Below are 26068 nucleotides of genomic sequence, written 5' to 3'. Positions count from 1 at the left end.
GTCATGGGAAGATTTGCTGAACAACCGAAGCAGGCTCCCCAAAAGACAATAAAGAACAGAGGCGCACTTCGGCGCAGAAGAATGTATATGGCCATGATGGCGCTGTTTTTGATCTGGGCAGGTTCAACGCTCTGGTCTCAAAATGTTCATATCCAGAATCGGAGTGAAACGCTGGCAGAGAAACGCACAGAGCAGAAGGCTGTACAAGAAGCGTGGAACGAGCTGAATCTTGAGGTCGAACGACTGCAGGATCCCGAATATATCGGGCAAATCGCCAGGAAGAAGTTCGGACTTTATCCACCGAACGAAATTCCGATTATTCAACCGCATAATTCGGATGAATAATGCCGGTAAAGCCATGACATACGTCTGTTGACCTCTTTTAGGTCATTGGGTATAATCAAATCACCGCAGCGAGATTTAAGAAATCGGACTGTATATTTTTAAGGGAGGATCATTTTATTCTATGGCAATTGAAGTGGGCACCAAGTTAGAGGGCAAGGTGACAGGCATAACGCATTTTGGAGCATTTGTGGATCTGTCAGGAGGTGTCACGGGTCTCGTTCACATCTCGGAGATCGCCGACAACTACGTTAAGGATGTCAACGATCACTTGAAGATCAACGATGTCGTTACCGTGAAGGTGATTAATGTCGACAAGGACGGCAAGATCGGTCTTTCGATCAAGCAAGCTGTCGACAAGCCGGCTTCCGAAAGTCGTCCACCCCGCGCACCAAGACCGGAACGCAGTGGAGGCGGAGAACGATTCGGAGGTGGCGGTGGAGGTGGAGGATATAACCGTGAACGTGGCGGACGTCCGTTTAAGCCTGCGGTCAATAAGCCTTCATTTGAGGATAAAATGTCACGCTTCCTGAAAGATAGTGAAGAACGTATTTCTTCGCTTAAGAAGAATACAGAGGGCAAACGCGGTGGACGCGGAGCCAAACGGGTGTAATTCGATAAAATATAAAGTTACCGCAGAGGGAAATAACCTTCTGCGGTTTTTTTGTCGCGTGATGCAAGGGTACGACAGGTTCCTACGTGATTTACGCTGCCAAAACACGAATTGGTAAATTTAAGGCGCCCCAATTCGGGAAACGAATTAACCAAAATGTGGATGAATAAATCAAAAAAATGGGAATAGACCAAGGGATTAGCCTGTCTCTCCCGAGCTTTCGCGGGGGCAGGCTTTTTTGTCGGAAATTTCTTTGGGGCTTGTCCGGTGTTCTGACAAACTTTCTCGGTACAAGGGTTTTATAATGGGACCAACAAATTCGTGAAGAATGGGGTGCCAGGGTGATGGAAAAAAGAAATGTAGTCATGTTTCCGGGGACAGAGACGGCAAAAGGAGGAGCGGGAGCTATTCGTGCCCGCTTGGCGGAACGTATCGGGCAATTATCCTTCGTGAAGCGACCCATCGAACTGCTGGCCGCGAAGAAATGGATGATATTGCTGACATTTATGGGATTCCTGCTGGGAAGAGCTATGATACTGGACGAGCTTTCACCGTTTGCAGTTGCTTATTTTGCAGTTATCGCTTTTATCCGGAGAGATTATTTGCTTCCGGTCGGAGCGGCTGTTGTGGCCGGAAGTATATTTGCATCAGGTTCATCTTTTCTCATGATTCCGGCTGAGCTTATCCTTTTCTACTTTATGCTCAGAGGGCTGGAGACGTATGAACGGGCGGAACTGTCCTATGCACCAATGATGGTGTTTGTGTCCACCTTTGTGGTGAATTTGTTCGCGCTGCTGGTCGGTCCATCCATGACCTGGTACTCCATGATGATGCTGACACTGGATGCGGTGCTTGGGTTTGTGCTCACACTGGTATTTATCCAAGCCATTCCGGTATTTACCTTACGCAAAAAAAATTATGTGCTTAAGAACGAGGAAATCCTTTGCCTGATCATCTTGCTCGCATCCGTTATGACAGGAGCTGTGGGCTGGGTAGTCCAAGGGCTATCCGTAGAACATGTATTGTCACGTTATTTGATTCTGTTGTTCGCTCTTGTGGGAGGAGCTCCGCTGGGTGCTTCCGTCGGGGTGGTGACCGGCTTGATTCTTAGCTTGGCGGATATTTCTGCATTTGCCCAGATGAGTCTGCTGGCTTTTGCGGGAATGCTGGCTGGCATGCTTCGGGAAGGCAAGAAAGGCGGTGTTTCGCTCGGGATGCTGCTGGGTGCAACGATATTGTCTATTTACTTCAACAAGCCAAACGAAGTGCTGCTCTCCACTTGGGAAACCTGTATAGCGATCGGGATGTTCTTGGTTACACCTAAAGGTGTGATGCAGGCGATTGGCAAGTATGTGCCTGGTACGCAGGACCATACGAAGTCACAGCATGAGTATGCGAAGCGGGTCCGAGATCTGACTGCAGATCGGGTAACCCAATTCTCTAAGGTATTCCGCCAGCTGTCGCAAAGCTTCGGGCAGACAACGGGAACGATGCAGCCTCCCGGCAAACAGACGGAGGAAATAAATCATTTCATGGATGCGGTGGCGGATGGAACATGCTCGTCCTGCTTTAAGCGGAACCACTGCTGGGATGCGAAATTTTATCAGACCTATAAATATATGACCGATATGATGACAACTATAGAAGAGAATCCAGATCTGGAGGCCAAGGATCTGCCACCGGTGTGGGATAAGATATGTGCCAAAAAAGAAGAAGTGCTAGGTGTTCTCAAGCAACAGTATCACCTATACCAACATGATATGCAGTGGAAGCGTCAAATATTCGACAGCCGTCATCTGGTTGCGGAACAGCTATCTGGCGTGTCGCAAGTGATGGAGGACTTGGCACGAGAGATCAAACGGGAAAGTCAGACGATGTATATCCAGGAAGAACAGATTCGTGAAGCGCTGCAGCATCTTGGCCTATCCATTCAAGGCATTGATATTATCAGTTTGGATTCTGGTCACGTGGAGATAGAAATCATTCATGCGTATACCCGGGGATATGATGAGTGCCGGAAGATTATCGCTCCGCTTCTCTCGGATATCATCGGTGAGCATATTGCCGTTGTGGAAGAAACGATGACTCATCCGCGTGATGGGCTCGCGACCGTGCGGTTTGGTTCGGCCAAAACGTTTGAGATTACGACAGGTGTGGCCGCTGCAGCCAAAGGTGGAGATTTGCTGTCGGGAGACAGTTTCAGTACGGTTGAGCTTGGCAATGGCACCTTTGCAGTGGCGCTGAGTGATGGAATGGGGAATGGAGAAAGAGCTAGAATGGAAAGCAGCTCGGCACTTAATATTTTGGAACAGCTGCTGCAGTCGGGAATGGATGAGAAACTTGCGATCAAATCGGTCAATTCGATTCTGATGCTGCGTTCGCCAGATGAAATTTATGCAACGGTGGATATGGCACTGATTGATCAATATTCGGCCCAGACTATTTTTATGAAGATAGGTTCAACACCGAGTTTTATTAAACGGGGCAATGAAGTCATTCCTGTTACCGCAAGCAACCTGCCGATCGGCATTATTCAGGATATTGAGGTGGATCTTGTGTCCTTGCAGCTCCAGGCGGAGGATGTGCTCATTATGATGACGGACGGCATTTATGATGCGCCGGGTTACGCGGTAAACAAGGAGCTTTGGATGAAGCGGATCATTCAGGAAGTGAACAGCTCAGACCCTCAAGAAATAGCAGATTGCTTGCTGGAAAAGGTGATACGGTATCAGCAAAATCAGATTCACGATGATATGACGGTTGTGGTTGGTCGTGTGGATCACTTCCACCCTGAGTGGGCCAACGTTCACGTGCCGGGTTTTGCACGGATGGAGCGGCCCCGCACGGTAAGCTGATAAAGTGAACTAAAGATCTATGAACCTTTCGTCTATTCTTTCAATTTATCGTTTGAACTCTATAAAAATGGGAATGATAGAGACGAGGACGATAGTTTAATGAAGTGACGGGGAGGTAGCAGGGAAATGAAACAAATATTGCTCATCACGGACGGTTGCTCCAATGTCGGCCCGAGCCCGATTATGGCAGCAGCGCATGCGCTGCAAGAAGGGATTACGGTCAATGTTGTCGGTGTGCTTGATTATGGAACGATAGGCGAGCTGGGCGGATTTGAAATTCAAGAGATTGCGAAAGCCGGGGGAGGCATTCACCGGATTGTTGGAACCCCGCAGCTTGCCAGAACGATGCAAATGATGACCCGTAAAACGGTAGTTCAAACGATACAGCAGGCGGTTAATAAAGAAATACAGCAAATTTTAGGAGGGGGTGCTCTTGAGGATCTTCCGCCTGATAAACGTTCCCAGGTGGTTGAAGTAGTGGACGAACTCGCCGAGACCTCGCCTCTTCAGGTTGCTCTTCTGATTGATACAAGTGCAAGTATGAAACCTAAGCTCGGTGCAGTTGAAGAAGCGATCCGAGATCTAATGCTCAGTTTAAAAGCACGTGCGGGTTCCAGCCAACTGGCGGTATTTCACTTTCCCGGACGCGGGAGCGGTGAAGATGTCGTCAAAGATGTCGATTGGACTACCGATCTGGACGGGGCAAGAGGATTGTTCCATCGGCTGCAGATGAAGGGCGCCACTCCGACGGGGCCGGCACTGCTAAAGGTGATTGATTATTACCGATATGGTACACTAGAAGGTAATCAATCATGGCAGGGTGATTCCGGCCAAGAGGAAGGGATGCTCGGTGACTACGTTGTCTAATCCTGGTTATCCGCCGGGAACCGTAATTACAGGGAAATGGCGGAAGAAAAGGTACATCGTGGAACGGATGTTAGGCAAAGGGGCAAACGGCCGAGTCTATCTGGTGCAGCGGCCCGGACGTACGGAGCGCTATGCCTTAAAAATAGGTTACGATACACTTGATCTTCAGTCGGAGATCAATGTGTTGAACACGTTGAAAGAGAAGATGTCTGATCATTATTTGGTAGAAGCTGATGATCATCAGGATAGCAGCGGAGACGTTCCTTTTTACGTAATGCGTTACATCGAGGGAAGCCAGCTCCAGCGTTTTATACGCTCCCGGGGAAGAGAATGGCTTGGTCTTGTTGGGCTCAAGCTGCTCGAGAAGCTCACTGTACTACATAGGTCTGGCTATATTTTTGGAGATCTCAAGCCTGAGAATGTCATGGTTTCGGATTACGGTCAGGTGGAATTGATTGATTATGGCGGTGTCAGTGCGATCGGCCGTAGTGTGAAGCAGTTTACGGAATGGTACGATCGCGGATACTGGAATGCCGGAAGCCGAACCGGCGATGAGGCCTATGACCTGTTCTCGTTTGCCGTGATGTGTATCCAGCTATTGGATGAAGAGGTCCTTAGGACGGCCTCCGCACAGCTACCCCAGATCCGCAGTGTTGCGGATCTTCAGGCAGCACTGCGAAAGAGCCCGCAGTTCAAGCCATATGCCGGCTGGCTGAGCAAAGCTCTCGCGGGCGGGTTCGCAGATTCACGAGAAGCGGTGAACCTTTGGAAAAGTACCGTATATTCTCCATCCCGGTGGGAAAGTGGACATGGGAAGACACCGCTGTGGCTCAAAAATTCTTTTGTCATGTCACTGATTATCTTAGCCTGCGCTGTTTATTTGTTCCTTCGAACTTAAATGGAAGTCTCATGGAACCTGTGATATGCAGCCTGTTTACCGGCATAAAAAGGGGACAATGAAATTGGAGCAGGATTATTTGAAATCATTAGTTGAACGTGTTGAGGACGTGGCAACCGAGAAGCAGCTGTGGGATCTAGGAGACACAATCATTGTGGCTGTTTCCGGCGGTCCGGATTCGGTGGCTCTATTGCACGTTCTCCATGAGATTTCAAGTCGGCGTACACCGCTTAAGCTAATCTGCGCCCATGTACATCACGGATTCCGTCAGGAATCTGACGACGAGGCAGTCATGGTTCAAAGGCTCGCCGAAAGTTTGGGCATCCCTGTGGAAACAGCTTATATTGATGTGCCGGCCTATATGAAATCAACCGGAAAAGGCGGCCAGGAAGCGGCGCGTGACAAACGGTACGAATTCCTGTTTAAAACGGCAAGGAAATATGGGGCGAGATCCATTGCACTGGCCCATCATGCAGACGATCAGGCAGAGACGGTACTCATGCGTCTGCTGCGGGGAACCGGACCATCGGGTCTGGCAGGCATGAAAATCAAAAGATCCCAAAAAAATGTGGAACTGATCCGTCCGTTTCTTCGTATTAATAAAACGGACCTAATTGAGTTATGTGATCAATGTGGTTACTCCTATGCAATTGATTATAGCAACATGCTGACCAAATACCGCCGCAATGCAGTTCGACTGGAAGTATTTCCTTTCTTGGAGCAGTACAACACGCAGATCTCATCTTCCCTTAACCAGTTAGCTGAAGTGACTGGCGAGGAAGATGACTACATGGAGCTTGCTGCTGAGGATGCTTACCGCTCCCTTGTTAGGGAGATCGATGGAAGGACGTCTTTTGACGCACCTTCCTTTTTGGGCTTACATGTCGCTTTACAACGGCGTTTGATTAAACTAATATTAAATTATCTGTCGGCAGACCAGGAAAATACGGATTTCGTTAAGATTGAAACGGTCCGCCAAGGAATTTTGCAGGATCGCCGGACCAATTGGCGACTGGATTTAGGGGGAGGATTGACCTGTATCCGTGAATACGGAGAGGTAAGCTTTTGCCCTAAGCCGCTTGCAGGACAGGGGAAGTACATATATCAATTGAATTCCCCCGATGGACCGGATCTGGTTCTGCCGGAAATCGGTAAAATTTTAAAGCTTGCACTTGTGGATGGAGAGAAAATGAGGGATGGCATAAAGTTGGCTTCAGGAGAAGCTTCCTTTGATGCGGATCAGCTACTTTTCCCTTTAACCGTACGCTGCAGGCAGCCCGGAGACAAGATGAAGGTCATGGGATTAAACGGCAGCAAAAAGGTGAAAGATATTCTCATTGATGAGAAAATCCCTCCTTCTGTACGTTCCACGATCCCCATGGTGTGCGATGGCTCAGGTAGCATCGTATGGATTCCGGGTGTAAGACGCTCTGTTCACGCTGCCGTTGGGCGGCATACAACATGTATTCTCCGCATGGAACTCGTGAATGCGGAGAAAGCGTAAAATGGGAATGGCCCGTTTTACACTTTCATAGTATAAACACGTAGGAGGTTCGCTCAGTTGCAGAATGACATTCAGGAAGTGCTCATCACCGAAGAAGAAATACAGGCTAAGATTAAGGAATTAGGGGAAAAACTCAGCGCAGAATATGAGGGACGCGATCCTTTGGTGATTTGTGTTCTCAAAGGTGCGTTTATTTTTATGGCAGATTTGGTTAAAAACATTACGGTACCGATGAAACTGGATTTCATGGCGGTGTCGAGTTACGGTGCTTCTACGAAATCATCTGGTGTAGTTAAAATTATTAAAGACCTGGATGAATCCGTTGAAGGCAGAGACGTACTGATTGTCGAAGATATTATCGACAGCGGTCTGACGCTCAGCTACCTGATCGACCTGCTCGAGAACCGTAAAGCCAAGTCGATTGCTGTGGTGACTCTGTTTGATAAACCGGCACGCCGGACTGTAGACTTGCAGGCAGACTATGCCGGGTTTGTTCTTCCGGATGCGTTTGTCGTAGGATATGGACTCGATTATGCCGAGCATTACCGGAACCTCCCCTACATCGGGATTTTGAAACCGGAAATCTACAGCAACTAAATACTACGCCGGATCACGGATCACTGCTCCATCCCGCATTGTTGAGATGGTCAGACAGGCTGTGGTAAAATATCTTATGTGTCTTTGAGAGGAGGTAGGGGATGAATCGGTTCATCCGGAATTCTGGTTTTTATTTGATTCTATTTTTAGTCGTGGTGGGCATTGTTCAATTCGTTACCAATGGTAACGAAGTAGCCGATACCCCTAGGTATGATCAACTGCGGCAGGAAATTAAGGCCAACAACATAAAAGAAATGACGGCTCAATTTGATGGTTATGCTTATCTTGTGACCGGTAAATATAATACGCCTGTGGGCGAGAAGAAATTAGAGAACTTCTCGACCTATATCCCGGCTACGGATGCTGCGATGGAAGAACTCGTTGCGGCGAGTGATCATAACAAAGACATCCAATTTACCGTTAAGAAAATGGAAGGTCAGAGCATTTGGCTGACATTGTTATCTTCTTTTATTCCGCTCGTGATTATGTTTGTTCTGTTCTTCTTCCTGTTTAACCAGGCACAGGGCGGCGGCGGCAAGGTAATGAACTTTGGTAAGAGCAAAGCCCGTCTATATAATGAAGAGAAGAAGAAGATTACGTTTGAGGATGTAGCGGGAGCGGATGAGGAGAAGCAGGAGCTTATTGAAGTTGTCGACTTCCTGAAAGATCCGCGGAAGTTTAACACAGTAGGTGCCCGTATTCCTAAAGGTGTACTTCTCGTGGGCCCTCCGGGTACCGGTAAGACCCTCCTTGCTCGTGCAGTCGCAGGCGAAGCAGGAGTGCCATTCTTCAGTATATCGGGTTCTGACTTCGTCGAAATGTTCGTCGGTGTCGGTGCATCCCGTGTTCGTGACTTGTTTGAGAATGCGAAGAAAAATGCGCCTTGTATCATCTTTATTGACGAGATTGATGCGGTTGGTCGTCAGCGTGGTGCCGGACTTGGTGGCGGACATGACGAGCGTGAGCAGACACTCAACCAATTGCTCGTTGAAATGGACGGATTCGGAGCTAACGAAGGAATCATTATCGTAGCTGCGACGAACCGCCCGGATATTCTCGACCCAGCGTTGCTTCGTCCAGGTCGTTTTGACCGTCAGATTACGGTTGATCGTCCGGATGTGAAGGGCCGTGAAGCGGTATTGAAAGTACACGCACGTAACAAGCCGATGACGAATGATGTTAAACTGGACATCATTGCGAAACGGACTACCGGATTTACCGGTGCTGATCTGGAGAACCTCTTGAACGAAGCGGCATTGCTTGCTGCACGCCGTAACCGGAAAGACATCTCCATGCGTGAGGTGGATGAAGCGATTGACCGCGTTATCGTAGGTACGGAGAAACGCAGCCGCGTTATCAGTGACCGTGAGAAACGTATTGTGGCATATCACGAAGCAGGTCATACCATTGTCGGTTACTTCCTTGAGCATGCCGACATGGTGCATAAAGTAACGATCATTCCGCGCGGACGCGCTGGTGGATATGTTATTATGATGCCGAAGGAAGACCGTATGCTTGTAACGAAACAAGAGCTTCTGGACCGCGTTACCGGTTTGCTTGGCGGCCGTGTAGCGGAAGAGCTGTTCATCGGAGAAATTGGAACCGGTGCTTACAGTGACTTCCAGCAGGCAACAGGCATTATCCGAAGCATGATTGTGGAATACGGTATGAGTGAGAAACTCGGACCGATGCAGTTCGGAACGTCGCAAGGTCAAGTGTTCCTGGGCCGTGACATCGGGCATGAGCAGAACTACAGTGACCAGATCGCTTACGAAATTGATCAGGAAATGCAGCGCTTCATTAATGATTGTTATGAGAAATGTAAGCAGGTGCTCACTGAGCATTCCAAGGAAGTTCACTTAATTGCCAATACACTCCTTGAAGAAGAGACTCTGGAGCTTGAGCAGATCAAGCAATTGATCGAAACAGGTGCACTGAGTGGAAAAGATTCAGGAGAAGGCGGTCAAGGACCATCCGAGAACGGAGAGCCTGTTATCGACAACGTTGGTGATATTCGCGTCCGGATCCAAGGCAAAGAAGAAGGCGAACGTCCGACTTCTGGCGAAGAGATCCAGAACAGTCCGATGGACCATCAGGATTCTGAACGTAAAGATCCAGATGGCAAAACACCTCCGGGTGATTCGGACAACGGTAGCGGTAGATTATCATAATAAAAGCGGTAAAAACACCGCATGACGAATAAAAACAAAGAACCGGAGAACGATCATTCGTTTTCCGGTTCTTTTTGTGCTTCTTGTCACATTGACAGTCTTTCGAACCTTGTGTACATTAGGTGATAAACAAAAGGTGCTTCCTTTCACAAGGGGATAAGAGCATCTTGAAGCACTGGTTCACCAGCGGTCATGTAGGCCGTAAATACACAAGGGGAGAGGGTCGCTCGTGGAAGCTTTGGCGCTGGAGCGTAAAGCGGAACAAAACCGTGAATTGCGCGAACGATTAATGCAGTTGAAGAAAGAACGCAATGCCATTATTTTGGCGCATTATTATCAGCGGGATGAGATACAGGAGGTTGCGGATTTCCGGGGAGACTCTTTCTTGCTTGCCCAAAAGGCAGCACAGACGGATGCGGATGTCATCGTATTTTGCGGTGTTCATTTCATGGGAGAAAGTGCGAAAATTCTTGCACCGAACAAAACGGTTATTATACCCGATGAGCGTGCGGGATGCCCCATGGCGGATATGGTCAACGTCGATGGACTGCGTAAGCTGAAGGCACAGCACCCAAACGCCAAGGTCGTTACATACATTAACTCATCCGCGGAAATCAAGGCCGAGACAGACATCTGCTGCACGTCTTCTAATGCCGTAAAGGTCATCCAATCCGTTGATTCTGATGAAATTATTTGGGTTCCTGACAAAAACCTAGGACACTATGTTCAGCAGCATACCGACAAGAAACTCATTATTTGGGAAGGCTACTGCAACACACACGACATGTTGACCGTTAAAGATGTTGTGGAGATGAAAGCCAAATACCCGAATGCTGAATTTGTCGTTCATCCGGAATGCCGTCCAGAAGTCGTTGCAATGGGCGATTTTGTGGGCAGCACCACCGCTATACTGGAATACTGCAGGCAATCCTCCTGTAAGGAGTTTATTATAGGCACCGAAGATGGAACCGGATATCAGCTCCGTCTGGATAGTCCGAACAAATCGTTCCATTTTGCGACCAAGTTTCTTGTGTGTCCTAACATGAAAGTAAATAATCTTAAAAAGTTGGTCAAATGTCTGGAGACGATGAAACCTCAAATCTATGTGCCGCCGGTTGTCGCGGAAAAAGCCAGAACTTCATTAGAGCGCATGTTACAAGTTAAGTAGCATGCGCTACTCTTCGCTAAAGACAGGTGAGTCACGTGATACCGCAATATTTGATCGATTTTGATCTGCAGGATTTGCCGGTAGTAGAGACGGACGTAATTGTGGTCGGTTCCGGTATTGCCGGATTATACACAGCGATTGAAGGAAGCACTGACCGCAAAGTTCTGCTGATCACCAAGAAAACACTGATGGAGAGCAACACTCGCTATGCCCAGGGTGGTATTGCTGCTGTGACCGCAGAGGATGATTCTCCGGCGTATCATCGGCAGGATACCTTGTTGGCTGGGGCCGGGCTTTGTTCTTCTACTGCTGTAGATGTACTGGTCAATGAAGGTCCGGCCGGTGTTCAGGAGCTGATCCGGTTAGGTACTACGTTTGATGTGGAGGACGGGGTAATTGCTCTAACCAAGGAGGGGGCACATAGTCACCGGCGCATTCTACATGCGAACGGGGATGCGACAGGTTATGAAATTGTTCGTGCACTTTCCAAGCAGGTCGAACATCTTCCTAATGTGACCGTGTGGGATGATCATTTTGTTATTGACCTCGTTACTCAGGAGAACGAGTGCCTGGGTGCTCTGGTGCAAATGCCGGATGGCAGCCGTGTATTTGTGCGGGGCCAGGCGACGGTGTTATGCTCCGGTGGTGCAGGGCAGCTGTATCGTTACACAACGAATCCGGAGGTAGCCACAGCAGATGGAGTTGCTATGGCTTATCGTGCCGGGGCCGAGATCAGGGATATGGAATTCATTCAATTTCATCCGACGGCGCTCAGCTATCCAGGCGCACCAAGATTTTTAATCTCGGAGGCAGTTCGGGGTGAGGGTGCGTATCTACGTAATATCAAAGGCGAACGTTTTATGGACCGATATCATGAACTGCTCGAACTTGCTCCACGAGACATCGTTGCCCGGGCCATTGTCAGTGAAATGGAAGAGACAAGGTCGACGTTTGTCTATCTCGATATAACGCATGAATCGCGGGAGATGGTGAAGCACCGCTTTCCGACCATATATGAAACGTGTATGCGTTATGGACTTGATTTGACCACAGATTGGATTCCCGTGTCCCCTGCAGCGCATTATATGATGGGGGGCGTCAAGACTGGCTTGCACGGTGAGAGCAGTATTTCCCGGTTATTTGCTTGTGGGGAAGTATCGTCCACCGGCGTACATGGTGCCAATCGGCTGGCGAGTAACTCTCTGTCTGAGGCACTAGTATATGGGCGGAGGATTGTGGATCAGATAAGACAGCTTCCGGAGACTCCTGCGGAGCTAGTACGGCTGTCTTTCAGCTGGCAGCGTAAGGAAGCGCCGTCCCAGGCGATTGTTGAACGCCGATTGAAACTGCAGAAAGTTATGGTTCGGTATGCCGGCCTACGTCGCAGTAAGGATACCCTGCTGCGGGCAATTGATGATCTCAATCGTCAGCTACCGCTGTTTCAGTCCGTACTGACGAAACGGGAGGAATATGAGTTCGCGAACATGCTCACAAGCTCAATGCTGGTCATTCAGAGTGCGCTGCATCGTGAGGAAAGCCGGGGAGCCCATTACCGTGAGGATTTCCCACAGCGGGATAATGAAGGATGGCGCAAGCATATTGTTCATGTTTGGGATCAAGGAATGACGGAGGAATTCAGTGATGATGTTTAATGGATATAATGAGAGCTTGGCGGACAATATCCGGGCTTGGCTTCAAGAAGATGTCGGATCAGGCGATATCACCACGATGACGACGATCCCAGAAGGGCATGAATCGAAAGCAATTATCCATGCTAAAGAGGCGGGGATCGTGGCAGGCATGCCAGCTGCGGAACTCGTTTTTGACATTGTGGATCAGAGCCTTTCCTTTAAGGCCCATGTCCGGGATGGTCAGTGGGTGGATAAGGGGGATGTGCTGGCTGAGATTGAGGGCAGTACACACCGGATTCTGACTGGGGAGCGGCTTGCGCTTAACCTGCTGCAGCGACTGTCCGGCATTGCTACGAAGACACGGGCATTTGTGGATGCTCTTGAGGGGCTGCCGACAAGGCTGGTGGATACCCGAAAAACAACCCCGGGCCATCGTATGCTGGAGAAATACGCAGTGCGTGTGGGCGGAGGAGCCAATCATCGGTTCGGTTTGTATGATGCGGTAATGATAAAGGATAATCATATTAAGGGAGCCGGGGGAATCACTCAAGCGGTCAGCCGTGCGCGCAGCAATATTCCGCACACCATGAAGATTGAGGTTGAAACGGAAAGTTTGGAGCAAGTGAAGGAAGCTTTAACAGCCGGAGTGGATATTATTATGCTTGATAATATGGATCCGGGTATGATGGCGGAAGCCGTACACCGGATTAAAACCGATGCACCTCATGTTACAACTGAAGCTTCCGGCAATGTAACGCTTGAGACCGTACGAACGATAGCGGCATCGGGTGTAGATGTCATTTCCGTAGGACGGTTGACGTATTCTTTTAACAGTTTGGACATCAGCTTAGATTTAAACGCCAAGAAAGGAGGCGGAACATCATGATTTTGGTTGTGGACGTTGGAAACACAAATATTGTATTAGGTATTTATCAAGGAAAGGAACTTCTTCATCATTTCCGGATTAGTACCTCGCGTCAATCAACAGTAGATGAGTACGGAGTACTGATTCATAATTTGTTTCAAATGTCTAAAATATTGATAAGCGAAATAGAAGGGGTTATCGTTTCTTCGGTGGTTCCACCGCTGGTGGGGGTGGTGGAAGAAATGTGCCTTAAATATATTAAGAAAGCTCCGCTTATTGTAGGCCCGGGAATCAAAACAGGTCTGAATCTCCGTTACGAAAATCCTAGAGAAGTCGGAGCCGACCGCATCGTTAATGCGGTGGCAGCTGTCGAGCAGTACGGGGGCCCATTGATCGTTGTGGACTTCGGAACGGCAACGACGTTTGATTGTATCGATAGTAAGGGGAACTATCTTGGGGGCGCTATTGTGCCGGGAATCGGCATAGCAACTGAAGCACTGGTTCAGCGTGCATCCAAGCTGCCACGTGTTGAGCTGGAGAAGCCGAAGAAGGTGATTGGCCGCAATACCGTTCACGCAATGCAGGCAGGCATTATTTTTGGTTACGCCGGCCAGGTGGAGGGGCTTGTGAAACGAATAAAAGCGGAGATGGAAGCGGACAATGTGAAGGTTATCGCAACCGGGGGGTTGGCTGAGCTAATCGCCAGTGAATCGAACTCCATCGATAAGATCGACGCAATGCTTACGCTGGAAGGACTGCGGATCATCTACGAACGCAACTAATTCGTAAGTCTCAAATTTTATAGAAGATCAAACAAATAGACAAATGCAAGAGTTATATATAACGAGGGTTTTGTGAAATTTAACAACAAGAGAACAAGGAGGCTGTAAGATGGACAACCACAAAGACCGTATACTCCGGGGAACGGCGATGGGAGGCAAAATAAGAGCCTTCGCCGTACGAACAACGAACCTTGTAGAGGAACTGCGGCGCAGACATGATACTTTTCCCGTCGTAACAGCCGCTTTGGGCCGGACTGTCTCAGCTGCTGCCATGATGGGCAACATGCTGAAAGGGGAAGAGCGTCTCAGTATTCAAGTTCGCGGAGATGGCCCGATCGGTTTGATTGCGGCTGAGGCGAATGCATACGGAGAAGTTCGAGGCTATGTGAACAACCCTCATGTAGAGCTGACGAACATCCGCCCAGGCAAAATGAATGTAGCAGCAGCCGTCGGAACAACAGGCTATATCCATGTCACTAAGGATTTTGGGTTGAAGGAACCCTATCGCGGCAGTGTACCGATCATATCCGGTGAGCTGGCAGAAGATTTCACGTATTATTTTGCCGTATCTGAGCAGACGAACTCCGCTGTCAGTCTTGGTGTCCTCGTTTCGCCTGATTATACCGTAGCTAACGCAGGCGGGTTTATTATTCAGCTGCTGCCTGGTGTGACAGATGATGAAATTACAGAGCTGGAGAGAGCGTTAAGCCAGATTCCGCCAGTTACAACACTTCTTGAAGAAGGACTTGAGCTCGAGGATATTTTACGCCGTATTTTGCCTGATGTAACCATTTTGGAAGAAACAGAAGTGCATTTTAACTGCGATTGCTCCCATGAACGTGTAGAGCGGGCTCTGATCAGTATGGGACGGGAAGAACTTGAACAGATGATCCGCGAAGATCGCAAGGCGGAAGTTACCTGCCACTTTTGCAATGAAGCATACACGTATGATGAAGACCAGCTAAAATCCGTTTTAGAGCGGGCCAAATCTTAAGGTATTGGGATGAGCAACCGTAATGACGAGACAAGAGAAGGGATTATGGGTAACCGTCATTGTCTTGACTGCAGGTGTGTTATTTATGGGGAGCTGGATATTTTTCTCCGAGGTTCAGGAAGTGAATAAAAAACCTGAACAAGATCCGCCTGCCGTCGCATCTGTACAAGACAGGGCGATTACAGAAGCAGAGTGGACGGAAGAGCTAAAGAAGAGGTACGGCAGCGAAGTGCTGATGACGATGATGAACCGTCAGGTGGTTGCTCTGGAGGCTGATGCCACCCATATTAAGGTCACTCCTGAGGAGGTTGATCGGGAGCTTGAGCGGATCGGTCAGGGCTACGGCTCGAAAGAACGGTTCCTGCAAGAAATGGAGCAGCAGCTTGGTCTGTCAGAAGAAATGCTGAAGGCCGAAACGGAATATCGGCTTACTTTGGAGAAAATAGCGACAGCTGACGTTAAAGTTGACGATGCGGAGATTGATCAATACCTAAGTCAGCATCCGGACCAATTCCATCCCAAAAACCAGTTCAACCTATCCATCATTAAGGTGGATACGGAATCAGAAGCGGATGAAGTACTGGACCAGCTGGAGAACGGTGAGGATTTTGCCTCTCTTGCTGCTGAGGTATCTATTGATGAATATACCCGGGATAATGGAGGCGAGCTGGGATTGGTTGAAGAAGGCGATCCCTTTCAGCCGGAGGCGTTGATGGAGACCGTGTTATCTTTAAACAAAGGGGATATTGCTGGTCCAATTAATCTGGAGGACAGCTATGCGATCGTTTATGTTGAGGATATCTTAGTTCCTGAAACGCCGGATGAGAGTTTAATCCGGGAGACGGTACACAAACAACTTGCGCTTACGCAGTCCGTTTCTCTTTCTGAGCTTGAGCGCCAGCTCCGGGATAAATATGCAGCCCGTATTGTGGCTGGTGTTCCTTTAGCACAGCACAACACAATAATTAATTAAAACAGGCCTTTGCAGCGGAGTGATTCCCTTGCTGCAAAGGCTTGTTTTATTTGGTAACAAATATTAAATGTTTTCTAAGACAGACTATGCTGTTTCTTCTTATTGACAAGGATAAATAAGGTTGATAATATGAATGTATAAAAACCTAGCGAATTACTCGGATATTAAGAAAGCGGAAGTCGGACATGATTTACGGACCAGCTTCTTCGTTTTCTCAATCATACAACCAGATAACCGGATATTTACGAATTCTAAAGCGAATCAAGGGAGGGCTTTATTATGGCTAGAGTAGTGAACAGTGTAACAGAGTTAATCGGTGGAACACCACTTGTCCGTTTGAATCGGATCGTTCCGGAGGACAGTGCGGAGATATACCTGAAGCTGGAATACCAGAATCCGGGCTCGAGTGTTAAGGACCGGATTGCCATCAGTATCGTGGAAGAAGCTGAGAAAGAAGGCCGCTTGAAGCCGGGCGATACGATTATCGAAGCGACCAGCGGCAACACAGGTATTGGTCTGGCTATGGTTGCTGCGGCTAAGGGGTATAAGGCTGTTATCGTTATGCCGGAGACCATGAGCTTGGAGCGTCGCAATCTGCTTCGTGCTTACGGAGCCGAGCTGGTTCTTACGCCGGGAGCTGAAGGTATGAACGGTGCGGTTAAGAAAGCGGAAGAAATTTTGAAGGAGAATTCAGGGTTTTTCATGGCAGAGCAGTTCAAGAATCAGGCTAATGTAAAAATCCACCGCGAGACTACAGGGCCTGAAATCGTAGAGGCTGTCAATTCCATTGGCGGTACATTGGATGCATTCGTAGCAGGTATCGGTACGGGAGGAACGATTACGGGTGCTGGTGAAGTGCTAAAGGAAGCTTTTTCAGACGTTAAGATTTACGCTGTAGAACCTGCAGCTTCCCCGATCTTGGCAGGCGGTAAACCGGGTCCTCATAAGATCCAGGGTATTGGCGCCAACTTTGTGCCCGAAATTCTGAATCAGGAAATTTATGATGAAATCATTCATGTTGAGAATGATGATGCCTTTGACACGGCTCGTCGAGTGGCGAAAGAGGAAGGTATTCTAGCTGGTATTTCTTCAGGGGCTGCAGTCCACGCTGCACTGAAGGTTGCTAAGGAGCTTGGCAAGGGTAAACGTGTGGTTGCCATCATTCCAAGCAACGGAGAGCGTTACTTGAGTACACCGCTGTACAATTTTGAGTCCTAATCCATTCTGATTTGAATGAATCATTATATCGGCCTTCAATGTATTTAAGCATTGGAGGCTTTTTCTTATGGCAATGTTTTTGCCCGTGAAAGCTATTCCATTAAAATATTCGAGAGGGTAGATGGTTTCGGGGTTTTCAAGTGGGGCAGGATACAGTATACTGACAGGCAACAGAATAGGCTTACGGTGATAAAGGGGGATAAGCGTGGATAGAAAAATAGAGCTGGCTCAATGGCTTGAGTGGGCGGATGAAGGTTGGTCCATGCTGCCTTATATGGTTCAGTTTCAGGGCCGGGAGGAAGGACTTCCTTCGACTTGGGAAAAAGCATGGAAGGAGGCTTCTCCTTATGCCTTCGTGTTCGAAAGTGGCAAAAGCGGCAGATATACTTATTTGGGATTAAACCCGGTGTCGGTGTTAACGGGTAAAGGGCTACACGGTGAGATGACAGACCTACGTACAGGCAAAACCCAGTATAGCGAGGGTAAACCGCTTCAGCTGTTAGAGAACTGGATGGGGAACCTCAAATCGCCCCGGGTACCAGGCTGGCCTGATTTTCGCGGCGGTTGTACGGGCTTTATCGGATATGATGTAATCCGTTCTCTTGAGGACTTACCTTCATTAGCGAAGGACAATGCAGGCTTTCCGGATTATATGTGGATGCGAATGGAAGAGGTCTGGATTTATGATCATCAACAGCAGTCCATATATTGTGCAGTGCATATGCCATGGCTGCCAGCAGAAAGCGGCGGCATTTGTACGGAAGAACTTACGAGAATGTATGTGGACGCTGAGGCAAAAGCCATGAGTATGATCGAGCAGTGGAACACTTTCCTTGGTGATACAGCCGGTGAGGAAGAAAGTTCGAAAGAGCATAGCCGAATGTTGGACAGAAGGAGTAAGGCTGCAGATCTTGCAGGTCCACATGTGGAAGGTTGGGACCGATTGGAAAGCGATTTTTCACAGGAGGCATTTCAACAGGCGGTATTGTCCATACAGGAATATATTCGTCAGGGTGATGTGTTTCAGGTTAATTTGTCGCTGCGGCGGCACTTGAAGCTTCACTCTGATCCTGCAGATGTTTATGAATGGCTGCGTCTGCTGAATCCGTCTCCGTACATGGGTTATATTACATCGCCGCGGTTTTCACTGGCTAGTGGTTCTCCGGAACTGCTCATCAAGCTGGATGGAGATCATGTATCGGCAAGACCGATAGCAGGTACGCGCCGCAGGGGAGCGGGGCCGGAGGAAGATGCAGCTATGGAAGCTGAACTGATCGGCAGTGATAAAGAGCGGGCCGAGCATATTATGCTCGTTGACCTGGAGCGTAATGATATCGGGCGTATTGCCACCTACGGCACAGTACATGTGCCTGAACTGATGACCGTTGAGCGTTATTCACATGTGATGCATCTTGTTTCCCAGGTGGAAGGGCAGCTCGCGGAAAATAAGGACACATACGATGTAATCGCAGCAGCTTTTCCAGGTGGAACGATCACAGGTGCGCCGAAGATACGGACGATGGAAATTATTGAAGAGTTAGAGCCGGTTACCCGGGGTCCTTATACGGGGTCCATGGGGTGGATTGATTATAATGGAGATATGGAATTGAATATTATTATACGGACTCTGGCCGTTCAGGACGGGATTGGGTATATCCAGGCCGGAGCAGGTATTGTTATTGATTCCGACCCTTACAGGGAATACCGGGAATGTCATAATAAAGCCAAAGCGCTGATTGCAGCGGTCATGTGCAGTGAAGAAGAAGCCGCAGCAACGGCAGTACAATAGGGGGAGTATATCATGATTCTCGTGATCGATAATTACGATTCGTTTACGTACAATCTCGTGCAGTATTTGGGAGAGCTCGGCGAAGAGGTAAAGGTGTTCCGAAATGATGAAATCGACATTGGGGGAATTGAGACATTAGCCCCGGATCATATTTTGATATCGCCAGGTCCTTGTACCCCGAACGAAGCCGGAATAAGCCTCGAGGTTATTGAGCGCTTTAAAGGGAGCATTCCGATCTTCGGTGTCTGTCTTGGTCACCAGGCAATCGGACAAGCTTTTGGTGGACAGGTCGTTCGTGCAGAGCGTCTGATGCACGGTAAGACATCACCGATTCATCATCAGAGCACCTCTGTATTTGAAGGACTCCCGATTCCATTTACAGCTACCCGTTACCATTCCTTGCTTGTAGAACAAGAAACTCTGCCGGATTGCCTTGAAATTACGGCATGGACTGAAGAAGGAGAGATTATGGGGCTTCGGCATAAGGAGTATCCGGTAGAAGGTGTACAGTTCCATCCGGAATCGATTATTACCGACCATGGGCACCAAATGCTGCGCAACTTTTTGAAACGTACGGCGGAAACCAAGGCATGAGATTTATGGGAATTGACGGTCGTGTAGTGGACACGGCCGAGGCCGTGGTATCCGTTATGGATCACGGCCTTTTATATGGCATGGGCTTATTTGAGACGTTCCGGACATATCAAGGAGAACCCTTTTTACTGGAACGCCACTTGACTCGTCTTGCAGACAGCTGCAGCATGCTGGGGATTGCCTATGACCCGGATCCGGAGCGCATGCGGGAATGGATTCTCCGGCTTATGTCAGCTAATCAACTTGAGGATGCGTATGTCCGTTATACGATTACGGCAGGTGTGAAGGCGCTTGGGCTTCCAGTAGATGATTACCGTAATCCAACGGAGCTGGTATATATTAAACCGTTGCCGGCGCTGCCGGATTCCCTATATAAGAAAGGGAGAGCTCTGCAGTTGCTCTTTACGCCGCGTAACACACCGGAGACGGCCGTACGGCTGAAGTCGCTGCATTATATGAACAATATTATGGCCAAACGCGAGCTTCAAAGTTATCCAGATGCGGTACGTCTTCAGGCGGAGGGGTTAATGCTGACCGGAAACGGCGATCTGGCTGAAGGTATTGTAAGTAACATATTTTTCATCAAGGATGGAAAATTATATACACCTGATGTTGAGACAGGCATTCTGCCGGGCATTACCCGGGCTTTTGTGCTTGATTTGGCCGGACATCTCGGCATTCCAGCCGAAGAGGGCCGTTATACATGGGATGCATTAACTTCCGCCGATGAAATATTTACAACGGGTTCCGTGCAGGAGCTTGTACCGGTGACAAGTTTATTGAGATCCGGTGAGGAGAATGTTGTGGTAGGCAGTGGATTTGTGGGTCCTATCACGGAGCATTTACTGAAAACTTACCGGCAGAAAGCAGGGCTATAGATGAAGACAACTATTTATGAACAAACATTTGACTGCGGAGAGTCACAGCTAAAGCTGGGGAATTCAACACTGATCATGGGCATTTTAAACGTAACACCTGACTCCTTTTCGGATGGAGGACGTTATAACGAAACGGAACATGCTGTGAAACATGCTCTGCAGTTATTTGCAGATGGGGCCGATATTATCGATATTGGTGGTGAATCCACCAGACCCGGCCACGAGAAAATAAGTGTTGATGAAGAGTTGAGCCGAGTGATTCCTGTAGTAGAAGCGATTCACCGTGAGGCGCCGCATATTCCTCTCTCGATCGATACGTACAAAGCAGAGGTGGCACGTCAGACCATCGAAGCAGGTGCGCATATCATTAACGATATTTGGGGGTTCAAAGAGGATCCAAATATGGCGGGCGTAGCTGCAGCTTTGGACTGCCCTGTTATTCTTATGCATAACCGCAAAAATCGGGATTACACTCATCTGATTGAAGATATGAAGTCAGATTTGATGGAAAGTGTGAATATTGCTCTGGAAGCCGGAGTAAAAAGCAATCGTATTATTTTGGACCCGGGAATCGGTTTTGCGAAGGATTATGATGAGAATATGAAAGTCATGATGGCATTAGATGAGCTGGTAGGCCTCGGTTATCCGGTTCTTCTGGCTACTTCACGCAAAAAATTCATCCGCACCGCATTAGATCTGCCGGTAGATGATGTTGTTGAAGGTACCGCGGCTACGGTTGCTTACGGAATTGCCCAAGGCTGCCAGATCGTTCGAGTTCATGATGTGAAGCAGATCAAACGTACGGCATGTATGTGTGATGCCATGCTCTATGCTTCACTGGGATTGCAGCGGGTATAAATTGAAATACAACTTATGGAAGGGCGGAACAAGGAATGGACAAGATGATTATGCGCGGGATGGAGTACTATGGATACCATGGTGTATTTGAGGAAGAGCGGAAGCTTGGGCAGCGATTTTATGTAGATCTTGAACTGGAGCTTGATTTGAGCAAAGCCGGGGCAACGGATGACCTGACCCAAACGGTAAATTATGCCGAGGTGCATGAGCTATTACAAGGAATTATGCGGGATGAGTCTTTTAAGTTAATTGAAGCTTTAGCGGAGCATATTGCATCCAAGGTACTTGACACTTATACTAGTATCGATGCTTTAACGGTTAAGCTAACAAAGCCGAATCCACCGTTTGACATTCATTTTGAAGGTGTTACCGTAGAGCTGCACCGGACCAGAAAGTGAGATATACCATGAATTCACATGCTACCTCTGAGACTTCAGAGGCTTATATTGCTTTAGGGGCCAATTTGGGAGACCGGGAAGCCACGCTGATGGAAGCTCTGGAACTGCTGGATTCACAACCTGGTATTACCGTGCTTCGCTGTTCCAACTTATATGAAACAGAGCCGGTCGGATATGTGGATCAGCCGATGTTCCTGAATATGACGGCTGCTGTGGCTACAACGCTTGAACCGCATTCGTTTTTGGCAGTAATGCAGCAGATTGAACAACGGCTCGGACGGGTTCGCCATATTCACAATGGACCACGTACTGTCGATCTTGACCTTCTGTGGATGGAAGGAAAAAGGCTCGATACGCCAGACCTGATCCTTCCGCATCCTCGTATGTATGAGAGGGCGTTTGTGTTAATGCCGCTTGCCGACATCACTCCCAAAGGTGAGCCTTCCGGTTTATATACTACGGTTAAGACAGCGATTGAGAACCTGGATGGAAAGGAAGGCATACAACTTTGGAGAACATGCAGCTGGCGCAGCGTATCCGCGCTTTCCGAAAATTAAAGGGCCTTACCCAACATGAGTTGGCAGCGCGAACCGATATCTCATTAGCTGTGCTCGGAGCGATTGAGCGTGGCAACCGCCGCGCAGAGGAACAAATTTTAGTTAAAATTGCGGAGGCCTTGAACATTACTCTACAAGAGTTGAAGGAACGCAGTTGAGTTGAAAATATATAAATGAAAAACAAAGGAGTGAAAAAAGAACATGTTGAAAATTGGAGACATCGAGATGAAAAATCAGGTCGTACTTGCCCCGATGGCGGGTGTGTGCAACCCGGCTTTTCGCTTGATCGCCAAAGAATTTGGCACAGGGTTGGTCTGTGCCGAGATGGTGAGTGGCAAAGCAATTGTTCATGGCAACAAGCGGACGCAGGAAATGCTGTTTGTTGATGAACGCGAGAAGCCGATGAGTCTGCAGATTTTTGGAGGAGACCGGGAATCGCTCGTGGAAGCGGCAAAAGTGGTAGACCAGCAGACCAATGCTGACATTATCGATATCAATATGGGCTGCCCGGCACCCAAGGTAACGAAGATTGATGCAGGAGCACGCTGGTTGCTGGATTCAAATAAAATTTACGAAATGGTATCGGCTGTTGTGGATGTCGTTAATAAACCGGTAACGGTTAAAATGCGCACAGGCTGGGACAGCGATCATATTTATGCGGTTGAGAACGCCAAAGCCGTGGAACGTGCAGGCGGTCAAGCTGTGAGTGTTCACGGACGTACCCGGGAGCAGCTGTATACTGGACACGCAGACTGGGATATTATAAGACAGGTAAAGGAAGCTGTATCCATTCCTGTTATCGGCAATGGCGATGTGGTGACACCGGAAGATGCCCGGCGCATGCTCACTGAAACGGGCTGTGACGGAGTGATGATCGGGCGTGGAGCGCTCGGAAACCCATGGATGCTCTACCGTACCGTGGAATACCTGAAGACAGGTGAACTTCTTCCCGATCCATCACCACAGGAGAAAATCCGGATTGCTATTTTGCATATGGACCGTCTGATTGCTCTTAGAGGAGAAGACGTTGCTGTCAGGGAAATGAGAAAGCACCTTTCCTGGTACTTGAAGGGGCTTAAAGGCTCCGCCCGGATTAAGGACGTTATTATGGAAGAAACGAAGCGGGACGAGATGGTTAGTCTGTTGACTAATTTTGTTGATCAGTTGGAGTCCTACGATGATGCAACGAAGAGTGCTTATCCGCAGGCAGCTACAGCGATGTAATAAGCAGAACACCCTTCCGCACCTAGGGCTAGCGATAGCGTTTTCATTCGTGCGAGGACATTCATTGACTTTTTGAAATGGTTACCATATAATTTTTCAGTATAAATTCGCCTTGATATACAGTAAGCATCAGGGGAAAGTTCTGATCCCCGAAGATTCGCATATAGTATGGTGGTATGGTGATTTAAATTATCTACATGACAGGAGAATCGGTTAAGATGAGCGATAAAGAAGTCATTCTTACACAGGATGGTCTGAAGAAACTGGAGGACGAACTCGAGAATCTGAAGTCCGTTAAAAGACGGGAAGTCGCGGAACGTATCAAGGTAGCTATTGGTTACGGTGATATCAGTGAAAACTCCGAATATGAAGACGCCAAGAACGAACAAGCCTTTATCGAAGGCCGTGTCATTACGCTTGAAAAGATGCTCCGCAACGCGCGTATCATCAATAACGACGATATCAATACCGACGTCGTTAATGTAGGCAATACGGTTATCGTTGAGGATTTGGAGTATGGCGATACAATGGAATATACAATCGTCGGTACGGCGGAATCGGATCCGCTCAACAATAAGATTTCTAACGAGAGTCCTGTTGGTAAAGCGATTATTGGCAAGCAAAAAGGGTCAGTGGTCGACGTTAACGTACCGGCCGGCGTTATTCAATATAAAATCGTAGAAATTAAGAAGTAAGTTGGAATGAGCGTGGAAGCTTCCTTTGAGGGGGCTTTTTTCGCTATTTGCATAGGGGACTGTCCAATAGGGCAGGACTTAAAATCTGAGTGTTTGTGTTGGTAGGTATGGCCGAGTATGATCGGCCGACGCGAGAATGAAGGAGATGAATCGACGATGACGGAAGAAATGAACAATCAGGAACAAGAACAGGAACTAAGTGAGCTGCTGCAGATTCGCCGCAATAAATTGGACGAGCTTCGCAAGCTGGGAATTGACCCATTCGGCGGTAAATATGAGAGAACAGATCATGCCGGTGATATTTTGAAGCAGTATGACGCTTTAACTAAAGAGGAATTGGAAGAGAAGCAGGTTGAGGTTAACCTTGCTGGCCGGATCATGGCAAAACGCGGTATGGGTAAAGCCTCCTTTGCTCACATTCAGGACTTGAGCGGACGGATTCAGATTTATGTGCGCCAAGATTCGATTGCTGAAGAGAAATACCAAGGTTTCAGCATTTTGGATTTAGGAGACATTATTGGTGTCAGCGGTACACTCTTTAAGACCAAAACAGGGGAAACCACGATTAAGGTTAAAAACTTGGAGGTTCTCTCGAAGTCGCTGTACCCTCTTCCTGAGAAGTTCCATGGTTTGAAGGATGTGGAGCTTCGTTACCGTCAGCGTTACGTCGATCTTATTATTAATCCTGAAGTCCAAAAGACGTTCATTACCCGTTCCAAAATCATTCAATCGATGCGCCGCTATTTGGATTCGCTCGGTTATTTGGAAGTGGAGACACCAACCCTTCACGCCATCGCAGGTGGTGCAGCTGCACGTCCATTCATTACGCATCATAATGCGCTGGATATGGAACTTTATATGCGTATTGCGATTGAGCTTCACCTGAAACGCCTGATTGTAGGCGGGTTGGAGAAGGTTTATGAAATTGGACGTGTATACCGGAATGAAGGTATTTCAACACGCCACAATCCGGAATTTACGATGATCGAGCTGTATGAAGCATATGCGGATTATAAAGATATTATGGCATTGACCGAAAATCTTATTGCTCACATTGCCCAAGAAGTTCTTGGAACTCAGGTTATCTCCTATCAGGGAAAGGAAATTGATTTGACGCCGCAATGGCGCCGTGTCTCCATGGTAGATGCAGTTAAAGAAGTAACAGGTGTAGACTTTGGTGTGCAAATGTCTGATGAAGAAGCTCACCATCTGGCTAAAGAACACAAAGTTCCAGTTGAGCCGCATATGACGTTTGGACATATTCTGAATGCATTCTTCGAGCAGTTTGTGGAAGAGACACTCATTCAGCCAACATTTGTTACCGGTCATCCGGTAGAAATCTCACCGTTGGCGAAAAAGAACGAAGAAGATCCAAGGTTTACGGATCGTTTCGAATTGTTCATCGTAGCACGTGAGCATGCGAATGCTTTCTCTGAGCTGAATGACCCGATCGATCAGCGTCAACGCTTTGAGGGACAACTGCAGGAGCGCGAGCAGGGCAACGATGAAGCACATGAAATGGATGAGGATTTCCTTCGTGCGCTGGAATATGGTATGCCGCCTACAGGTGGACTCGGTATCGGCGTGGACCGTCTGA

General features: G+C 48.3%; 25 protein-coding genes (1 of these 25 cut by a window edge). All 25 read left to right on the top strand.

The annotated features are described in order from the left end of the window. Positions 1 to 3: 3 nt before the first annotated feature. Positions 4 to 345, top strand: coding sequence for an FtsB family cell division protein (locus AC2TF5_RS27635; RefSeq protein WP_491300236.1), 342 nt, complete (start codon positions 4 to 6; stop codon positions 343 to 345). A gap of 121 nt (positions 346 to 466) precedes the next feature. Continuing rightward, the gene (locus AC2TF5_RS27630) at positions 467 to 955 is read left to right on the top strand and encodes a S1 domain-containing RNA-binding protein (RefSeq protein WP_491300235.1); all 489 of its coding nucleotides are present in this window, start codon (positions 467 to 469) and stop codon (positions 953 to 955) included. 344 nt (positions 956 to 1299) lie between these two features. Continuing rightward, positions 1300 to 3810: a stage II sporulation protein E gene (spoIIE, locus tag AC2TF5_RS27625; protein WP_491300234.1), complete on the top strand. Its 2511-nt coding sequence runs from the start codon at positions 1300 to 1302 to the stop codon at positions 3808 to 3810. A 126-nt stretch (positions 3811 to 3936) separates the two neighbouring features. Further along, positions 3937 to 4677: a vWA domain-containing protein gene (locus AC2TF5_RS27620; protein ID WP_491300233.1), complete on the top strand. Its 741-nt coding sequence runs from the start codon at positions 3937 to 3939 to the stop codon at positions 4675 to 4677. Continuing rightward, the gene (locus AC2TF5_RS27615) at positions 4661 to 5575 is read left to right on the top strand and encodes a serine/threonine protein kinase (RefSeq protein WP_491300232.1); all 915 of its coding nucleotides are present in this window, start codon (positions 4661 to 4663) and stop codon (positions 5573 to 5575) included. The genes AC2TF5_RS27620 and AC2TF5_RS27615 overlap by 17 nt, the downstream gene beginning before the upstream one ends. Positions 5576 to 5633: 58 nt before the next feature. Next, positions 5634 to 7079, top strand: coding sequence for a tRNA lysidine(34) synthetase TilS (gene tilS / locus AC2TF5_RS27610; protein WP_491300231.1), 1446 nt, complete (start codon positions 5634 to 5636; stop codon positions 7077 to 7079). Positions 7080 to 7136: 57 nt separating this feature from the next. Then, the gene (hpt, locus tag AC2TF5_RS27605; RefSeq protein ID WP_491300230.1) at positions 7137 to 7676 is read left to right on the top strand and encodes a hypoxanthine phosphoribosyltransferase; all 540 of its coding nucleotides are present in this window, start codon (positions 7137 to 7139) and stop codon (positions 7674 to 7676) included. Positions 7677 to 7777: 101 nt separating this feature from the next. Further along, positions 7778 to 9847 (top strand): ATP-dependent zinc metalloprotease FtsH, encoded by a 2070-nt coding sequence (gene ftsH, locus AC2TF5_RS27600; protein ID WP_491300229.1) that lies wholly within the window; start codon positions 7778 to 7780, stop codon positions 9845 to 9847. 229 nt (positions 9848 to 10076) lie between these two features. Further along, positions 10077 to 11015, top strand: coding sequence for a quinolinate synthase NadA (nadA, locus tag AC2TF5_RS27595; protein ID WP_491300228.1), 939 nt, complete (start codon positions 10077 to 10079; stop codon positions 11013 to 11015). Positions 11016 to 11050: 35 nt separating this feature from the next. Further along, positions 11051 to 12667: an L-aspartate oxidase gene (gene nadB, locus AC2TF5_RS27590; protein WP_491300227.1), complete on the top strand. Its 1617-nt coding sequence runs from the start codon at positions 11051 to 11053 to the stop codon at positions 12665 to 12667. After that, positions 12657 to 13532, top strand: a complete 876-nt coding sequence (gene nadC / locus AC2TF5_RS27585; protein WP_491300226.1) for a carboxylating nicotinate-nucleotide diphosphorylase — start codon at positions 12657 to 12659, stop codon at positions 13530 to 13532. The genes nadB and nadC overlap by 11 nt, the downstream gene beginning before the upstream one ends. Then, the gene (locus AC2TF5_RS27580) at positions 13529 to 14293 is read left to right on the top strand and encodes a type III pantothenate kinase (protein ID WP_491300225.1); all 765 of its coding nucleotides are present in this window, start codon (positions 13529 to 13531) and stop codon (positions 14291 to 14293) included. Before nadC ends, AC2TF5_RS27580 begins: the two co-directional genes overlap by 4 nt. A 109-nt stretch (positions 14294 to 14402) precedes the next feature. Then, entirely contained in the window at positions 14403 to 15287 is an 885-nt protein-coding gene (gene hslO / locus AC2TF5_RS27575) for an Hsp33 family molecular chaperone HslO (RefSeq protein WP_491300224.1), read from the top strand. 22 nt (positions 15288 to 15309) lie between these two features. Next, positions 15310 to 16260, top strand: a complete 951-nt coding sequence (locus AC2TF5_RS27570) for a peptidyl-prolyl cis-trans isomerase (RefSeq protein WP_491300223.1) — start codon at positions 15310 to 15312, stop codon at positions 16258 to 16260. 279 nt (positions 16261 to 16539) lie between these two features. Next, positions 16540 to 17478, top strand: a complete 939-nt coding sequence (gene cysK / locus AC2TF5_RS27565; RefSeq protein WP_491300222.1) for a cysteine synthase A — start codon at positions 16540 to 16542, stop codon at positions 17476 to 17478. 199 nt (positions 17479 to 17677) lie between these two features. Beyond that, entirely contained in the window at positions 17678 to 19267 is a 1590-nt protein-coding gene (locus AC2TF5_RS27560; protein WP_491303029.1) for an anthranilate synthase component I family protein, read from the top strand. A gap of 12 nt (positions 19268 to 19279) precedes the next feature. Continuing rightward, complete coding sequence (gene pabA, locus AC2TF5_RS27555; RefSeq protein ID WP_491300221.1) at positions 19280 to 19861, top strand: aminodeoxychorismate/anthranilate synthase component II; 582 nt, start codon at positions 19280 to 19282, stop codon at positions 19859 to 19861. After that, entirely contained in the window at positions 19858 to 20739 is an 882-nt protein-coding gene (pabC, locus tag AC2TF5_RS27550; RefSeq protein ID WP_491300220.1) for an aminodeoxychorismate lyase, read from the top strand. Before pabA ends, pabC begins: the two co-directional genes overlap by 4 nt. Further along, positions 20740 to 21597: a dihydropteroate synthase gene (folP, locus tag AC2TF5_RS27545; protein WP_491300219.1), complete on the top strand. Its 858-nt coding sequence runs from the start codon at positions 20740 to 20742 to the stop codon at positions 21595 to 21597. Between the two features lie 35 nt (positions 21598 to 21632). Continuing rightward, entirely contained in the window at positions 21633 to 21995 is a 363-nt protein-coding gene (gene folB, locus AC2TF5_RS27540; protein ID WP_491300218.1) for a dihydroneopterin aldolase, read from the top strand. 8 nt (positions 21996 to 22003) lie between these two features. Continuing rightward, on the top strand, positions 22004 to 22552 hold the full coding sequence (gene folK, locus AC2TF5_RS27535) for a 2-amino-4-hydroxy-6-hydroxymethyldihydropteridine diphosphokinase (protein WP_491300217.1): 549 nt from the start codon (positions 22004 to 22006) through the stop codon (positions 22550 to 22552). Beyond that, a complete protein-coding gene (locus AC2TF5_RS27530) occupies positions 22504 to 22710 on the top strand; it encodes a helix-turn-helix domain-containing protein (RefSeq protein ID WP_208916691.1) in 207 nt (68 codons plus the stop codon). Before folK ends, AC2TF5_RS27530 begins: the two co-directional genes overlap by 49 nt. A gap of 43 nt (positions 22711 to 22753) precedes the next feature. Further along, positions 22754 to 23776, top strand: coding sequence for a tRNA dihydrouridine synthase DusB (gene dusB, locus AC2TF5_RS27525; protein ID WP_491300216.1), 1023 nt, complete (start codon positions 22754 to 22756; stop codon positions 23774 to 23776). A gap of 218 nt (positions 23777 to 23994) precedes the next feature. Further along, on the top strand, positions 23995 to 24471 hold the full coding sequence (gene greA, locus AC2TF5_RS27520; RefSeq protein ID WP_491300215.1) for a transcription elongation factor GreA: 477 nt from the start codon (positions 23995 to 23997) through the stop codon (positions 24469 to 24471). A gap of 156 nt (positions 24472 to 24627) precedes the next feature. Further along, positions 24628 to 26068, top strand: partial view of a lysine--tRNA ligase gene (lysS, locus tag AC2TF5_RS27515; RefSeq protein WP_491303028.1) — the 5' portion only. Its footprint extends 77 nt past the window's final position; 1441 of the gene's 1518 nt are visible here — the first part of the coding sequence; the start codon lies at positions 24628 to 24630; the stop codon falls past the right edge of the window.

Source organism: Paenibacillus sp. JNUCC 34 (assembly GCF_058269055.1).
Note: the sequence above shows the minus strand (reverse complement) of the source record. Positions and strands in the feature narration are given on the sequence as shown.

Excerpts from the sequence above, each read along its gene's own strand:
- AC2TF5_RS27630 (WP_491300235.1), top strand. The coding sequence starts at position 467 with ATGGCAATTGAAGTGGGCACCAAGTTAGAGGGCAAGGTGACAGGCATA.
- folP (WP_491300219.1), top strand. The coding sequence starts at position 20,740 with ATGAAGACAACTATTTATGAACAAACATTTGACTGCGGAGAGTCACAG.
- hslO (WP_491300224.1), top strand. The coding sequence starts at position 14,403 with ATGGACAACCACAAAGACCGTATACTCCGGGGAACGGCGATGGGAGGC.
- cysK (WP_491300222.1), top strand. The coding sequence starts at position 16,540 with ATGGCTAGAGTAGTGAACAGTGTAACAGAGTTAATCGGTGGAACACCA.
- AC2TF5_RS27635 (WP_491300236.1), top strand. The coding sequence starts at position 4 with ATGGGAAGATTTGCTGAACAACCGAAGCAGGCTCCCCAAAAGACAATA.
- spoIIE (WP_491300234.1), top strand. The coding sequence starts at position 1,300 with ATGGAAAAAAGAAATGTAGTCATGTTTCCGGGGACAGAGACGGCAAAA.
- AC2TF5_RS27580 (WP_491300225.1), top strand. The coding sequence starts at position 13,529 with ATGATTTTGGTTGTGGACGTTGGAAACACAAATATTGTATTAGGTATT.
- pabC (WP_491300220.1), top strand. The coding sequence starts at position 19,858 with ATGAGATTTATGGGAATTGACGGTCGTGTAGTGGACACGGCCGAGGCC.
- pabA (WP_491300221.1), top strand. The coding sequence starts at position 19,280 with ATGATTCTCGTGATCGATAATTACGATTCGTTTACGTACAATCTCGTG.
- AC2TF5_RS27620 (WP_491300233.1), top strand. The coding sequence starts at position 3,937 with ATGAAACAAATATTGCTCATCACGGACGGTTGCTCCAATGTCGGCCCG.
- ftsH (WP_491300229.1), top strand. The coding sequence starts at position 7,778 with ATGAATCGGTTCATCCGGAATTCTGGTTTTTATTTGATTCTATTTTTA.
- AC2TF5_RS27570 (WP_491300223.1), top strand. The coding sequence starts at position 15,310 with ATGACGAGACAAGAGAAGGGATTATGGGTAACCGTCATTGTCTTGACT.
- folB (WP_491300218.1), top strand. The coding sequence starts at position 21,633 with ATGGACAAGATGATTATGCGCGGGATGGAGTACTATGGATACCATGGT.
- tilS (WP_491300231.1), top strand. The coding sequence starts at position 5,634 with ATGAAATTGGAGCAGGATTATTTGAAATCATTAGTTGAACGTGTTGAG.
- folK (WP_491300217.1), top strand. The coding sequence starts at position 22,004 with ATGAATTCACATGCTACCTCTGAGACTTCAGAGGCTTATATTGCTTTA.
- dusB (WP_491300216.1), top strand. The coding sequence starts at position 22,754 with ATGTTGAAAATTGGAGACATCGAGATGAAAAATCAGGTCGTACTTGCC.
- greA (WP_491300215.1), top strand. The coding sequence starts at position 23,995 with ATGAGCGATAAAGAAGTCATTCTTACACAGGATGGTCTGAAGAAACTG.
- nadC (WP_491300226.1), top strand. The coding sequence starts at position 12,657 with ATGATGTTTAATGGATATAATGAGAGCTTGGCGGACAATATCCGGGCT.